Raw genomic sequence first — 15,175 nt, 5'->3', positions numbered from 1 at the left:
GTGTCGCGGCGGGCTCGGTCGGCGCAGATGTGGGCTCGGTCGGCTGGGCGTCCTTCTGAGCCTTGTCCTTGGCGATCTGCTCATCGATGTAGGCGTTGAGCGCAGCCGTGTCCAGCTCGCCCTCGCCGGCCGCATTCTCGGCCAGGCTGTCGAGCTGGTCGCGGTGCGTCACCGCAAAGGCGACGAACTTCTCGACATCGGCCAGGCTCGCCTGGCGCATCGCCTGCAGCTGCAGCTGCGGGATGTCGAATTCGAACTCGACGCGGTTCTTGATCCGCACCGCCATCAGCGAGTCGAGGCCCAGCTCGATCAGCGCCACTTCGCGCGGGAGGTCCTCCGGGTCGTAGCCCATCGACTCGCCGACGATGATGGCGAGGCGATCGCCGACCTTCTCGCCCGACGCCGGGTCCCACTTGTCGCCGATGTTGTCGACGATCTCGTCCTCCACGATGACGGTGTCATCGGCGAAGGCCGCAGCGCCCTTGGACTCGGTCGCCGCGGATGTGGGCTCGGTCGACGCGGATGTGGGCTCAGTCGGTGCGGAATCGGGCTCACTCGGCGCACCGGCGACAGCGGCCTCGAAGAGGAGGCGGAAATGCTTGCCGTCGGGGGCGTGAACGGTCGCGGACCCACCACCGGGGTGCGGGGTCAGCGTCGTCGTGACTGTTCCCGACGACGGGAAGTCGCCGTGGACCGCAGTGGCACCGACCGTCGCATCCGTGAATACCTGCGACGCGGCCGCAGCGACCAGCGCACGCGGATCGTCGACGGCGGACGCATTGACCTCCCACGCGTGCCGCCCGTCGGGCAGTGCCACGTGGGCGCCAGGGATCGTCGTCGTACCCGAACCGGTCGACAGGTCCGCGGTGAGCCAGTAGTCCCGCCGCTGGAAGTCCGTCCGGGGGATGTTGGCGAAGGGTCCGCTGCCGAACAACGAGGCCACGTTCATCGGATGCCCGTGGACGTACAGCTTCATCAGCGCGGTGATGAGGCCGTCACTCTCGTCTTCTTTGCGACGCAGGGTTTCCACCAGCTCGGCGTCGTGCAATCCGGCGCTGAAGGTGACCGCGGCGACGGAGATGAGCACGGCCGGGTTGGGTGCGAGCTCGATGAAAGTGCGGTGCCCGTTCTCGACCGTCTTGGCGACCGCCTGGCTGAACCACACGCTGTGGCGCAGGCCCTTGAGAAAGTACTCGACGGTGTGCACCGGAGTGCCGGGCCGGTAGTAGGTCTCCCGGTCCACCGAGCTGTAGATGCCACTGGTGATGGGCAGTGGCTCGATGCCGGTGAGCTCGTAGGCCAGTTCACCCAGGATCGGCTCGACCTGCGAGGTGTGGCTGGCGCCCTTGGTTGCCAGCTTGCGGCCCAGCTTGCCCTCGGCCTCGGCGCGCGCGACGATCGCATCGACCTGCGGCTCCGGCCCACCGATCACGGTGTGCGTCGGTGCCGCATAGACGCAGATCTCCAGGTCCGGGTAGTCGACGAGGACCGAGGTGATGTCCTCGGCGCTGTACTCGACCAGGGCCATCAGGCGGATGTCGTCGCCCTGCAGCGTCGCCTCCCCCTCGGCCATCAGGCGCGAACGCTGGCAGATGACGCGAGTGGCGTCCGCCAGCGAAAGCCCGCCGCTGATGTAGGCGGCCGACGCCTCCCCCATCGAGTGGGGCACCAGTACTCCGGGCTCGGCACCGAAGTGGCGCATCGTGTCGGCCAGCGCAACCTGGATCGTGTAGATCCCGACCTGACTGGTCTCGATGCCGTAGGTCTGCTCGTCGTCGAGGAAGATCTCGGCGATCGAGTAGCCCAGCTCGCGCTGCACGTACTCGTCGACTCGGTCGACGTGCTTGCGGAAGACCGGGTTCTCCAGGTATAGCTGCTTGGCCATCTTGCGGTGCTGCGAACCGAAGCCCGACAGCAGCCAGACCGCCGACGTCGCGTCAGGCGCATCGGCGGTGAAGACGATCGGGTTGCTCTTGCCCTCGGCGACCGCCTTCATACCCTTGATGGCGTCCTCGTGGGAGCGGGCCATGACGACGCTGCGGGTGCGGCCGTGGTTGCGGTGCGCGAGTGCCCGGCCGATGTCGACCAGCGGAGTCGCGGCGCCCTCGTCGGACTCCAACCATTCGACGAGACGCTTGGCGGCGTTGCGCCGGCGCGACGACACGAATCCGGAGACCACGAGGGGGATGACGACACCCTGCGGCGCTTCATCGTCCTCGTTCGCTTCGCTCTCGCGGACCACCGCACAGGGCGCGAAGCCCTCTGCCGGATCAACCTCCACCTCGGCGGCCGGCGCTTGGTCCTTCTTCGCTTGGGCGGCGAGGACTGCGCGCTCGGCCTCAGTCAGGTACTCGTCGTCGTCGTCGTCATCGACGTCGGCCGACTCCACTGCGACGCTCTCGCCGGACACACCCTCGTCGTCGGCGACGGGCGGTGCCGGGTGCAGGTCCGAGTCGAGCACCTCGCGCACCACGAGGTGCGCGTTGGTGCCGCCGAAGCCAAATCCGGACACGCCGGCCACGGCGTGCCCGGAGTAGCGCGGCCAGTCCGAGGCTTCGTCGTTGACCTTGAGGTTGGTGGCCTGGAACTGGATGTACGGGTTGGGGCCGGCGTAGTTCAGCGACGCCGGGAGTTTGTCGTTGGTCAACGAGAGCACGACCTTGGCCAGTGCTCCCGCGCCAGCGGCGGACTCCATGTGCCCGAAGTTCGTCTTCGCCGAGCCCAGAAGTGCGGGCTTGTCCGGCTCGCGGCCCTTGCCGAGGACTCGACCGAGCGCATCGGCCTCGATCGGGTCACCGAGGATCGTGCCGGTGCCGTGCGCCTCGACGTAGTCGACGTTGCGCGGATCGAGCGCCGCATCGGTGTAGGCGGCGCGCAGCACCTCGACCTGCGCCTCCGGGTTGGGCGCCGGCAAGCCGTTGGACCGGCCGTCGGAGTTGACCGCCGAACCGGCTATGACGGCCAACACCTGGTCGCCGTCGCGTCGTGCGTCGGCCATCCTCTTGAGGACGAACATGCCGCCGCCCTCGGCTCGGACCATGCCGTCCGCGTCAGACGAGAAGGCCTTGATGTGCCCGTCCTTGGCGACCGCCCCGATGGTGTCGAAGCCGATCGTGGCCGCCGGTGTGAGGATCATGTTGACCCCACCGGCCACAGCGGCGTCCGATTCGCCTGAGCGCAGGCTCTGCACGGCCTGGTGGACCGACACGAGCGACGACGAGCATGCCGTGTCGACGGCAATCGACGGGCCTCGGAAGTCGAAGAAGTACGACGTGCGGTTCGCGATGATCGAGGTCGAGGTGCCGGTGAGCGCATAGGCGGCCGTCTCGTCGGACCCCTCACCCAGACCCAGCGCGGCCAACAGCTGGTAGTCGCTGGTCGATGTGCCGACGAAGACGCCCACACGTCGGCCCTTGAGATCACTCGGCGGGATGTGGGCGTGCTCGAGCGCCTCCCATGTCAATTCCAGGACGAGGCGCTGTTGCGGGTCGACCATCTCAACCTCGCGCGGGCTCATCTGAAAGAAGTCGCCGTCGAAGGCCTTCACGTCGTCCAGGTAGCCGCCACGAGTGTTGCGTTCGGCGAGGACTTTGCGCATGCGGGGATCGGACTTGAACTCAAGCCAACGGTCGTCGGGCAGCTCGGAGATCCCGTCGCGCCCGGTGATCAGCGCCTCCCACGTCGACTCCGGGGTCTCGCCGGCCTTCGGGAAGCGGGTGGAGAAGCCAACGATCGCGATGTCGTCGTCAGGGTTGCGCTCGCGCTCCCAGAACGCGTCGAGCTCATTGCGCCCCTCGTCGGGATCGCCCTCGATGATCCGCTTGGCCAGCGAGGCGATCGTCGGGTGCTGGTAGACGACGGTGGCCGTCAACACGACCCCGGTCTTGTCCTCGATGTCGCCGCCGAGGGCGACGGCATCGCGCGAGGACAGCCCGAACTCCTCCATCGGCCGGTCCTCGGAGATCTGATCGGCCGGCATGCCGGTCGCCTCCGAGACCCATTCGCGGAGCCAATCGCGCAGTTCGGCGACGGTCAGGTCGCCGACCGTCTCTCCGTCGGTACCCGTCGTCTCGGGGACATCAGTCTCGGGGGCATCAGTGGACTCGGCGTCGTTATGAAGTTCAGACATCGGAGTCCAGCCTACTGGTCGGGCGCGTCCGGGAACGCAGTCTGCTGGTAGCCGCCACGCAGGGTGCCGTCGATGTAGGCCGCCTTCGCCGCGCGGCGGGCGATCTTGCCACTGGAGGTCCGGGGGATCGATCCGGCGGGCACCAGCAGGACGTCGCGCACCATCACGCCGTGACGAGCGGCGATCGCGGCGCGGACCGTGTCGGCCACCTCCTGCGGGTCGACGCGCTTGCCGGGGCCACGCTCACCGACGACCACCAGTTGTTCCGAGGCATCGTCGGGATCGCGGCTCAGCCCGCTGGCCGCGTTCTCGAACACCTCGGCCGGCAACTCGTTAGCCGCGACCGAGAAGGCCGCGACGAAGCCCGGGCGCAGCGCGGTGCACGACTCTTGGGCGCTGAACTCGAGGTCCTGCGGGTAATGGTTGCGGCCGTCGACGATGACGAGGTCCTTCACGCGGCCGGTGATGTAGAGCTCGCCGTCGAGCCACACGCCATAGTCGCCGGTCGCCATCCAGTTGGCATCCGGGCCGACGCCGTCGGCGTGGCTGCCCGACGCAAGGCGATCCGCCAGCTTGTTGTGGAACGTCGCCTCGGTCTCCTCGACCTTGTTCCAGTAGCCCTTGCCGATGTTGAGGCCGTGCAGCCAGATCTCGCCGACATCGCCGTCGGCCTGCTCGGTGCGCGCCTCGGGGTCGACGATGACGGCCCACTGGCTCGTCGCAACCTGACCGCACGACACCTGAGCGACCGCGTTCGGTGCATCCTCGTCGACGATCACCATGTGTCCCGCGTTCAGCTGGTCGCGGTCGACGTAGATGATCTTCGCCTCGTTCTGCCGCGCGGTCGCCGACACGAACAGCGTGGCCTCGGCCATGCCGTAACACGGCTTGATTGCGGTCTTCGGCAGGCCGTAGGGCCCGAAGGCGTCGTTGAACTTCTTCATCGAGCTGACCGTGACCGGCTCCGAGCCGTTGATCAGGCCGATGACGTTGGACAGGTCGAGCTCCTCGCCGTCCTTCGGCAGGCCGCGTGCGGCCGCGTGCTCGAAGGCGAAGTTCGGTGCCGCGGCGAAGGTGCCCGCGCCGTCGCTGTGGGCGGCGAGCTCCTTGATCCACCGGCCCGGGCGGCGGACGAACGCCGCCGGGCTCATGATCGTGATGTACCGGCCGCCCAGCGCAGGGAGGATCACCGTCAGCAAGCCCATGTCGTGGAACATCGGCAACCAGGTGACGCCGCGCGAGTTCAGGTCGATCTCGATGGTGTCGTAGATCTGCAGCACGTTGGCCGCCACTGCGAGGTAGGTGATCTCGACGCCGGCGGGCACGCGGGTCGAGCCCGACGTGTACTGCAGATAGGCGACGGTGTCCTTGTTGTGGTCCTTGCCGGCGACCGGGGCAACCCACGATGCCCCGACGGAGTCGGGGACGGCGTCGACGGCGATGACGCGCGGGCGCTCCTTGGCCGGCTTGTCGGCGAAGAAATCGCGGACCGCCTCGGCCGACTTGGTCGACGTCAGGATCGCGGTGGGCTTGCAGTCGTCGAGGACGGCGTGCAGGCGGTCGGTGTGGCCGGGCTCATCCGGCGAAAACAGCGGCACAGCCACGTTGCTGGCGTACAGCGCGGCGAAGAAGCCGATGACGTATTCGAGCGACTGCGGGGCCAGGATCGCGACGCGGTCGCCGTGATTGGTCACCTGCTGCAGGCGCGCGGCGACGGCTCGTAGCCGCTTGCCGAACTGCGCCCAGGTCAGGTCGTGCGCCTCACCGTCGCGCTCACGGGAGTAGTCGATGAACCGGTAGGCCAGCGTGTCGGCATGGTCGCGCACATTGCGCTCGACGTAATCGACGAGAGTGGCGTCCTCGGTGAAGTGGAGGTGCCCATCTTCGTCAAGGAACTCTTCAAACTCGGTCTTCAGCATTCGTACTCCTGTACCACCCGGCGAAATGGGTCCGGGGGGCTAGTCGTCTGGGGCCGTTCGCGGTCGCCACCCCGGGGCGCGGACCGTCGGCCATATTACTCTCCCTTGAGAATGGGAATAATGGGAGCGAACGCATCCATTTGCGTCGGGAATACACCGACGTAGGACATGTCCGTCCGCTCGCGGACATTGCGGATCTGATCGGCGATCTGCTCGAAGGATCCAATCGCGATGTAGGGCGAATTCAACACGTCGTCGACGCTGAACTCGGTGTCGCGCTCGATGTTCGGGGGGTACCCCTGGTCGAGCGCCTTGAGCGCCATCTCGGCTGTCGCCACGCGGTCGTCGGTGATGACGATTACCGCGATGGTCCAGTTCAACTCGATGTCGTCGAACCGGTCGCCGGCGACCTCACGGATCCGGTCGACCCGCTGCGCCGTCTTCTCGATGGTCATGTCCGACAGCTTCATCTTTCCGTCGGCGGTGGTACTCGGTGCGACGGAGATGATGTCGGCATGCTTGGCCGCCAGGGCCAACATCTTGGGGCCGCCACCGCCGACGGCGATCGGCGGGCGCGGGCCCTGACGAGGACGGGGGCTGCCCTCGAGTCCCTTGATCTGGTAGAACTCGCCGTCGAAATCGACCGTCTCGCCGCGCATCAGGCCGTCGAGGATCGTCAGCGCCTCGTCGAGCCGGCGGATGCGGACTCCCGGGGTCTCGAACGGGATACCCGCCTTGTCGAACTCGTCCTTCATCCAACCTGCGCCGATGCCCAGTTCCAGGCGGCCTTTCGACAGGACATCGATGGTGGTGGCCTCCTTGGCAAGGATCGCCGGGTGGCGGAAGCCGTTGGCCAGGACCGACGTGCCCAGGCGGATGGTGCTCGTCGCCTGGCTCAGCGCGCCGAGGGCCGCAAGCGGCCCGACCTGGTTGCCGAGGTGGTCGGGGACCGCAAAAGTGTCGAAGCCGTACTCTTCTGCGGTTTGGGCGAGTTGGACGAACTTGCGTGCGCCGCCCTCTTCCTTATTTCCCTCGCCACCGGCTCCGAATCGGAACTTGCGGGTCATCCACTACTCCTGTATCGACCATCAGAAACTCAACCGACGATACGGTACGCGGTCCGGAGCTAACCGGCCAAATGCACGAGAATGAACCTGAGACTGCTGATCAGAAGTGTTTCGGGTGTGGCGCACCAGTAATCAAGCCCACAGCCCAGGCGTACATCCACTGTGTCGCGGTGGCTCCGTCGAGCTCCCAGTACTTCGGCGTGGCGTACATCGCGTGGATGGGATTGTTGGCCGCGTTGACCAGTTGCCCCACTGCGCGCAGCGGGTTCGTGATGGTCGGCGAATCGCAGATCAGGTCTCCGGGCGCACAGATCCCATAGGTGCGGCGGGCCAGCTCGCCGAAGCCACCGACGCGGGGTCCGTTCATGGTGATTCCCGGCACCAGGTTGTGGAAGCCGCCAAGCGCGACCTCAGCACCCACGCCGGGCGGGTTTGGCCCGACGTTGATCTGCTGGTTGACGACGCGACGTCCGTCGGCGATGAGGCCCACGCCCAACACACGGATCTGGTCTTCCACCTCGAGGACGCCGCGGCCGTTGCCGATGTTGCTGGCCACATCACCGCCGATGACTGCCCCCTGGGAGAAGCCCATGATGACGAACCCGGTCAGCGGGCAGTGCTTATTCACGGCCGTGATGCGGCCGGCCGTGCGCAGGTAGCCCTGGCGGCGGGACACGTCGTAGTCAGCCTGGCGGTCGGTCAGGTTGGTCGGGTTCCGGAACTCTGCGGTGTAGGGAATGGTGTAGACGCGTGCCCGGTTGACTGGGAACTTGTTCTGCAGCGCCGACGAGACGCGCAACATCAGCGACTTCGGGTTGGCCCGTGGGTGGAACGGGTCGTCGCGGGCCGAGGACTCCCACGTCCCCGGGATCACGATTACCTCCACGTCGGGGCAATCCGCCGGCTGGGCGGTCGGGCTCGTCGGGGTCGGTGTCGGCGTCGGGGTCGGCGGCCCCGGCTTCGGTGGCGCGCAGGCGCGCAGCAGCCAGAGGACCAGTGCGATCACCGCGATGAGGACCAGGATCAGGATCAGCCAGCGGCGCGTCTTGGTGCGCCGAGGGGTAGCGGTCGTCATGGGGTCAGCAGTAGTTCTCGTGTGCGGCCCGAATCACCTTGTCCGCCTTGATGTTGGCCGATTCCACCGTCTTCTCGCCGGGTCCGACGGCCGCGACGACGAAGGCTTTCATCGACGTCGGGTCGCCGTTCTTACCCCGCTGGTCGCAGACGAACTGCGCCATCGTCAGCGCGATCGTGTTGTCGGTGTCGCCCATGATCACGACGCCGTCGCGCTTGAGCGCATCCAGGTAGCGCTTGGCCTTCCCGCTGACCGGGGCGGTCGCGGCCTCGGATTTCTTGGTCGACCCGGGGAAGTCTTTCGGCTGCGTCGTCGACGGGTTGGGCGCGGTGGCGGGCAGTCCGGGCTTGGAGGTGTCGGTGCCCGACGGAGCGGTGATCGTCGGCGACTCGAACTGCGTTGTTGTCACCGACGTGGCGGTGATCGGCGCGGACGCCGTGGAGTCGTCGCCACCACACGCCGTGCACATCCCCACGACCAGTCCAGCCGCTCCCGCGACGAGTCCGATCCGCTGCCACACCTTCACTGTTTCCTGCTCTCTGCACCCACCCCGGGACCCCCGGGCGCTCAACCGCCCAGGCTACCCGGCTCGCGTCCCCAAACTGTGCAGCCAAGGCCTCTCCGGCGGTACTTCGACGAGATTCTTGGCGATCTCTCAGTCGGACCCCAGCAGTCGTTTTGCCATAACCGTCCTGTTGTGACTAGCGTCACGCTATATTACATTACGACTCGCTCCATAATTGAAGGGAACCCAGCGATGAAACCACCCCAATACGCCCGGCGGATCGCCCGCTCGGCACTTGTCGCCGGCACCGCCGGGGCGTTGGTACTCGGCACACTGACTGCGTGTTCGAATGACGCCACGAAGGACGGTCCGACCACCGAACTGTCGAAGGATGCCGCCACCGGCGAGCCGATCAAGATCGGTCTGCTCGGGGCCTCCGGCGGAGCCGTCTCGGTGCCACAGGTCGCCAAGGCCGGCGAGGCAGTGGTCAAGTACCTCAATGGGAATGCCGGCGGTATCAACGGCCACAAGATCGACCTGGTCCTCTGCAACCAGCAGGAAGACCCCGCGTCGGCGACCAAGTGTGCCAACGAGTTCGTCGAGAAGAAGGTCTCCGTCGTCGCCGTCCCCATGACCTCGCAGGGCGCAGTCATGGTCCCCGTCCTCGCGCGCGCCGGCATCCCGTACGTGACGCATTCGGCCGTCTCCCCGGTCGAGATGGGCGCTCCCGGCGCATTCGCGCTCAGCGGCGGAACCCTCGCACTCCTCAGCGGCCAGGCGCAGACCGCCGCCAAGAACGGCGTCAAGAAGTTCACCATCCTCATCGGTGACAGTGGCGACGCGGCCGCCTCGGTGGGCCAGACGGCTCCAGCGTTCTTCAAACCGGCCGGCATCGACGTCAAGGTCGTGACCATCCCGTCGAACGTCGCCGACGCCACGCCGCAGATCACCGCCGGCCTGGCCGATAAGCCCGGCGCCGTCACCATCCTCGGCGACACCCGACAGTGCGTCAGCGCCCTGAAGGCCCTCAAGACAGCCGCACCCGATGTGCCGCGCTACCTGATCCCGAGTTGCCTGGACAAGACGGTGACCGACGCCGTCGGCGTCGACGCGATCGAGGGCGCCAAGGCCTTCACCTCCATCCTGACCACCGGCGACGACCCGTCGGTCGTGAAGTACCGGTCGATCCTGGCCGCGTACGCGCCCGACGTCGACCCGAACGGCCTGGCCTACCTCGGCTACCAGGTGATGATGTCGCTCGGCGAGGTAGGTGCGACCCTGCCCGCCGGGCCGATCTCCGCGCAGCAGTTCACGACGGCCCTGAAGACGGCCAAGGACGTCCCGTTCCCCGCCGCTCCCGGCGTGACGTTCACCTGCAACGGCACCGCCTTCCCGCAGGCCCCCAATGTGTGCAGCATGGGTCTGCTGGTCAGCGACGTCGGCGCCGACGGCAAGTTGGAGAACAGCGTCGCCGTGAAGTAGCGGTACGGTTCGGGACTCGTCGGCATGACGGGTCCCGAACCGTACGGCGGCGGTTTACTCGAATACGGACATCGACGAGGTGGAAGGCGTTAGCGTTTTGCCCACGTCCACCTCAATCGAAGGGAAACCACCCGTGAAAACCCCCTTGTACGCCCGACGGACAGTCCGCTCGGCATTCGCCGTCGGCGCCGCCGGCGCACTGGTGCTGGGCGCGCTGACCGCGTGTTCGGACGACGCCAAAGACGACGGCCCGACGATCGAACTCTCGAAGGACGCCGCCACCGGCGAAGCCATCAAGATCGGCCTGATCGGCTCTTCGGGCGGCGCGGTCTCGATTCCGCAAATCGCCAAGGGCGGCGAGGCCGCCGCCAAGTACATCAATGAGAACGGTGGCGGTATCAACGGCCACAAGATCGACCTGGTCCTCTGCAACCAGCAGGAGGATCCGGCGTCGGCAACCAAGTGCATCAACGAATTCGTCGAGAAGAAGGTTGCCGTGATCGCGGTGCCGCTGACCGCGCAGGGCGCGGTCATGCTGCCGATCGCCGCGCGCGCCGGCATCCCATACGTGTCGCAGGCCCCCGTCTCGGCCGTCGAGATGGGCGCCCCCGGCGGCTACATGCTCTCCGGTGGCTCCGTGGCCGTCCTCAAGGGCCAAGCCGTGACCGCCGCGAAGGCCGGGGTCAAGAAGTTCACCATCCTCATCGGCGACTCGGGGGACGCGGCCGCCTCGGTGGGCCAGATGGCGCAAGCCTTCTTCAAGCCGGCCGGTATCGACGTCAAGGTGGTGGTCATCCCGTCGAACGTGGCCGACCCGACCCCGCAGATCACCGCCGGTCTGACCGACAAGCCCGACGCGGTCACCATCCTCGGCGACACCCGCCAGTGCATCTCCAGCCTGAAGGCGCTCAAGACCGCCGCGCCCGACGTGCCGAAGTACCTGATCGCCAGTTGCCTGGACAAGACCGTGACCGACAACGTCGGCCAAGACGCGGTCGAGGGCGCAAAGGCCTTCACCACCGTCATCACGACCGGTGACGACCCGACGGTGGTCAAGTACCGCTCGATCCTCGCGAAGTACGCGCCTGACGTCGACCCGAACGGCCTGGCGTACCTGGGCTACCAGGTGATCACTTCGCTCGGCGAGGTCGGCAAGAATCTGCCTGCCGGACCGATCACCGCGCAGCAGTACACCACCGCGCTGAAGTCGGCCGTGGACGTCCCCGTCCCCGCCGCACCCGGTTTGACCTTCACCTGCAACGGCCAGGCCTTCCCCAAGGCACCGAACCTGTGCAGCACGTCGATCCTGGTCAGCGACGTGGGAGCCGACGGCAAGCTGTCGGACAGCACCGTCGTGAACTGATTCCGACGACGTTCGGGGGCCGCCTTGGTGCGGCCCCCGAACACGTTGTCACCCCTCTTTAACCACGATCGACAGGAAGACGGGCAGCACCATGGACTATGTGGCCTACCTCGCCATGGGCATCGGCAACGGCGCGGTCTACGCCGCACTCGGTCTAGCCCTGGTGATGACCTACAAGAGCTCCGGCGTGGTGAACTTCGCGACCGGGGCGATCGCACTGTACGCGGCGTACAACTACGCCTATCTGCGGCAGGGCAAGCTGTTCAATCCCATCCCCGGCCTCGACGCGAAGATCGACCTCGGCACCAAGCTCGGCATCTTCCCCGCTTTGGTGCTCGCCGTGCTCATCGCGACCGTGCTCGGCATCCTGCTGTACCTCATCGTCTTCCGACCGATGCGCACCGCGCCCGCGCTCGCCAAGGCCGTGGCCGCCATCGGCATCATGCTCGTGCTCCAAGCGTTGATCGCCCTGCGCGTCAAGGACGACTCCCCTCCCGTCCGCTACATCTTCCCCCAGGGCGGTCTCACCATCGGCGGCCAACGCGTCACCACCGATCACTTCTGGCTGGCGGCGGTCGTGATCGGTCTGGCGATCTGCGCGGCCCTGGTCCTGCGGTACACCCGCTTCGGCATTGCCACCGAGGCAGCCGCCGAATCCGAGAAGGGCGCCCTGGTCACCGGACTCTCGCCCAACCGGATCGCCGTCGCCAATTGGGCGCTCTCGTCGGCGGTCGCCGGGCTCGTCGGCATCCTGATCGCGCCGATCACGACGCTAAGCCCGTTCGCCTACAGCCTCTTCCTCGTCCCGGCGCTGGCCGCCGCGCTGGTGGGCAACTTCACCAGTATCGGCGTCACCGTTGGCGCCGGCCTGGTCATCGGCATGCTGATGAGCGAGGTCACCAAACTCCAGGATGTTTTCAGCTGGCTCCCCAAGTACGGCCTCGGCGAGGCAGTACCACTGGTCCTGATCCTCGCGTTCCTACTGATCCGCGGTCAGGCGCTACCGGGGCGCGGCGCCCTGATCCGCCAGGATCTCGGGCGCTCGCCACGCCCCAACCGGCTCCTCGTCCCGACAGTGCTCGGCATCATCGTCGTGATCGCCGCCCTCTACCTGAGCTCGGGCAGCCTGCGCCTTGCGGTGATCATGAGCCTGATCTTCGGCGTCATCGCGCTGTCGCAGTTGGTCATCACCGGCTACGCCGGGCAGGTCTCGCTCGCGCAGCTGACCCTCGCCGGGGCGGGCGCCTTCGCTCTGGCACGGATCACCATGGACTGGGGGCTGCCGTTCCCCTTGGCCCCACTGGTGGCGGTGCTGATCGCCACCGTGATCGGCATCATCGTCGGGCTCCCGTCGCTGCGCGTACGGGGCCTTCCACTGATGGTGGCGACGCTGGCGCTCGCGGTGTTCCTCGAGCAGGCGTGGTTCCAGAACCCCGATCTCAACGGACAGACCGAACAGCTCAAGAACCTCAACGACGGTGCAGCGCTGCGCATCCCGGACCCGAAGATCTTCGGCATCGACCTCGCCGTCGGCTCCGGCGACGGCTACCGCATCTCCTTCGGTGTGCTGTGCCTCGTCGTCCTCGTGGCCTGCGCGCTCGGGGTCGCGTTCCTGCGCCGCTCCCGCCTCGGCGCGGCGATGCTCGCGGTCCGCGCCAACGAGCGCTCCGCGGCCGCATCCGGGATCAACGTCGGCGTGACCAAGTTGATCGCCTTCGCCATCGCCTCATTCATCGCCGGACTCGGCGGCGTCCTGCTGGCCTACCAGCAGACGGTCGCGACCGCCTCGACCTTCGCCGTCCTAGCCGGCATCGGACTGTTCGCCGCGTTCTATATCGCGGGCGTGACGTCGATCTCGGGAGCACTGCTCGGTGGCATCATCGCCCCGGGCGCCTTGCTGGCGTTTGTCATGGACAAATACGTCCACTTCGGCGACTACTACATGCTCGCCACCGGCATCCTGCTGGTGCTCACGGTCGTGACCAGCCCCGACGGGATAAGCGGGCGCCTGCACCGGATCCCGTTGCCCTCCTGGTTGTCGGGACGGCGCGCGGCACCGGTCGGCAGCGCTATCGGGCCGGCGACATTGACCGACGAGGACTCCGCAGCCGTCGTCAAGGTTGCCGACGACGTAGCGTCCGACGTGGCGTCCGACGACTCGCTCGAGCCCGGTACGCGCGCCCGGCCGGTGTTCACCGCCAAAGACATCACCGTCACGTACGGCCCGATCACCGCGGTGAGCGGTGTGGACCTCGACCTGCGCCCCGGCGAGATCGTGGGGCTGATCGGCCCCAACGGCGCGGGCAAGACAACCTTCGTCGACGCCATCAGCGGCTTTGTGCCGTCATCGGGGCAGATCCGGCTCGGCGACGCCGATCTGGCCGACCTCGTCCCCCATCGGCGCGCCCGCGCCGGACTGGGTCGCAGCTTCCAGGACATCGAGCTCTACGAGGAGCTTGACCGTCGCGGAGAACGTCAGCGTCGGCGTCGCCCGCGGTGACCGCGACGTCGCCGGTTCAGTGAGCCGGGCGCTGCGCCTGTTGGAGATCTCCGATCTCACCGATGTCGTCGCGGCCGACCTCTCCCAGGGTCAGCGCCAGCTCGTGTCGGTGGCGCGGGTGCTCGCCGGACGCCCGGCGGTGGCGCTGCTCGACGAACCGGCCGCGGGCCTCGACTCGACAGAGAGCCGCTGGCTCGGTGAGCGGCTGCGTGCCGCAGCGAACGGCGGTGTGACGATGCTGCTGATCGATCACGACATGGACCTGGTACTGCGGCTCTGCGATCGCGTGGTCGTACTCGACCTCGGCGAAGTCATCGCCAGGGGACCACCCGATCTGATCCGATCCGAGGCCCGCGTGATCCAGGCCTACCTCGGCACCTCCGACCATTCGGGGTCCGATGAGAACGGCACCGCCGGTGACAACCAGGAAGAGGTGCGGTCATGAGCGGCCTGCGGTCCGTTGGCATCGATGCCGGCTACAACAAGAACCCCTGTGTGCGCAGTTTCGACCTGATTGTCGAACCGGGGGAGATCCTGGCTCTGCTCGGCCCCAACGGCGCCGGCAAGACGACGGTGCTGATGACGCTGGCCGGGCTGATCCCGCGGCTGGGCGGCGACGTCTTCGTCGACGACGAGCCGCTGCGCTCGGGTGATCCGCGCGCCGCCGTGCGCAACGGGCTGGTGCTGGTCCCCGACGACCGCGCCCTGTTCCGCAATCTGACGTGCGAACAGCATTTGCGGCTGGCGTCGCGGGGCGGGCGCGCGGCCTACCAGAGCTCAGTGGCCTCGACGCTGGAGTACTTCCCGGCACTGGGCAAGCGGATGAACGTAGCCGCCGGGTCACTCTCCGGCGGCGAGCAGCAGATGCTGGCAATCGCACGGGCCCTGCTGCAGCGACCGAAAGTGCTGCTGATCGATGAGCTGAGCATGGGCCTGGCCCCGGTGATCGTCGAATCCATCCTGCCGACGCTGCGCAACGTCGCGTCGACCGACCGCACCGCGATCGTCCTCGTCGAGCAGCACGTGCGGCTCGCGCTGACCGTCGCGGATCGGGCCGTCGTGCTAGCGCACGGGAGTATCGCGCTGCAAGACGATGCGGCCGCCCTCGCCGCGGATCACGATGTAGCCGATCACC

At 67.4% G+C, this 15,175-nt stretch carries 8 protein-coding genes and 1 pseudogene; 4 read left to right on the top strand and 5 right to left on the bottom strand.

The genetic code is table 11. From position 1 onward, the window contains the following. The 5 genes from pks13 to B4L26_RS13665 form a co-directional block, all read right to left on the bottom strand. On the bottom strand, window positions 1–4,129 hold a 4,129-nt coding region (gene pks13, locus B4L26_RS13685; RefSeq protein WP_290719512.1), incomplete at its 3' end, for a polyketide synthase Pks13. Window positions 4,130–4,140: 11 nt separating this feature from the next. Continuing rightward, window positions 4,141–6,048: a long-chain-fatty-acid--AMP ligase FadD32 gene (fadD32, locus tag B4L26_RS13680; RefSeq protein ID WP_290719510.1), complete on the bottom strand. Its 1,908-nt coding sequence runs from the start codon at window positions 6,046–6,048 to the stop codon at window positions 4,141–4,143. Between the two features lie 95 nt (window positions 6,049–6,143). Further along, the gene (locus tag B4L26_RS13675) at window positions 6,144–7,115 is read right to left on the bottom strand and encodes an LLM class F420-dependent oxidoreductase (protein WP_290719509.1); all 972 of its coding nucleotides are present in this window, start codon (window positions 7,113–7,115) and stop codon (window positions 6,144–6,146) included. Window positions 7,116–7,215: 100 nt separating this feature from the next. Next, complete coding sequence (locus tag B4L26_RS13670) at window positions 7,216–8,190, bottom strand: cutinase family protein (RefSeq protein WP_290719507.1); 975 nt, start codon at window positions 8,188–8,190, stop codon at window positions 7,216–7,218. A gap of 4 nt (window positions 8,191–8,194) precedes the next feature. Then, window positions 8,195–8,716, bottom strand: coding sequence for a DUF732 domain-containing protein (locus B4L26_RS13665; protein WP_409563352.1), 522 nt, complete (start codon window positions 8,714–8,716; stop codon window positions 8,195–8,197). A gap of 231 nt (window positions 8,717–8,947) precedes the next feature. Here B4L26_RS13665 and B4L26_RS13660 point away from each other — a divergent pair, with 231 nt between their 5' ends. From B4L26_RS13660 to B4L26_RS13645, 4 genes and pseudogenes are all read left to right on the top strand, one after another. Then, a complete protein-coding gene (locus tag B4L26_RS13660; RefSeq protein WP_290719505.1) occupies window positions 8,948–10,177 on the top strand; it encodes an ABC transporter substrate-binding protein in 1,230 nt (409 codons plus the stop codon). A 133-nt stretch (window positions 10,178–10,310) separates the two neighbouring features. Further along, window positions 10,311–11,540 (top strand): ABC transporter substrate-binding protein, encoded by a 1,230-nt coding sequence (locus tag B4L26_RS13655; RefSeq protein ID WP_290719502.1) that lies wholly within the window; start codon window positions 10,311–10,313, stop codon window positions 11,538–11,540. A 91-nt stretch (window positions 11,541–11,631) separates the two neighbouring features. Then, window positions 11,632–14,485 (top strand): annotated as a pseudogene (locus B4L26_RS13650) (ABC transporter permease subunit). Further along, on the top strand, window positions 14,482–15,175 hold a 694-nt coding region (locus B4L26_RS13645), incomplete at its 3' end, for an ABC transporter ATP-binding protein (RefSeq protein WP_290719500.1). The pseudogene B4L26_RS13650 and the gene B4L26_RS13645, both read left to right, overlap by 4 nt.

Origin of the sequence: Gordonia sp. UBA7599 (genome assembly GCA_002477755.1) — a bacterium.
Classification (GTDB): domain Bacteria; phylum Actinomycetota; class Actinomycetes; order Mycobacteriales; family Mycobacteriaceae; genus Gordonia.
The sequence above is the reverse complement of the archived record's forward strand: the minus strand, read 5'-3'. Positions and strand labels throughout refer to the sequence as shown.

Bases quoted from the DNA above. Each gene is read 5' to 3' on its own strand.
- fadD32 (WP_290719510.1), bottom strand. From the start codon at position 6,048: ATGCTGAAGACCGAGTTTGAAGAGTTCCTTGACGAAGATGGGCACCTC.
- B4L26_RS13675 (WP_290719509.1), bottom strand. From the start codon at position 7,115: ATGACCCGCAAGTTCCGATTCGGAGCCGGTGGCGAGGGAAATAAGGAA.
- B4L26_RS13670 (WP_290719507.1), bottom strand. From the start codon at position 8,190: ATGACGACCGCTACCCCTCGGCGCACCAAGACGCGCCGCTGGCTGATC.
- B4L26_RS13660 (WP_290719505.1), top strand. From the start codon at position 8,948: ATGAAACCACCCCAATACGCCCGGCGGATCGCCCGCTCGGCACTTGTC.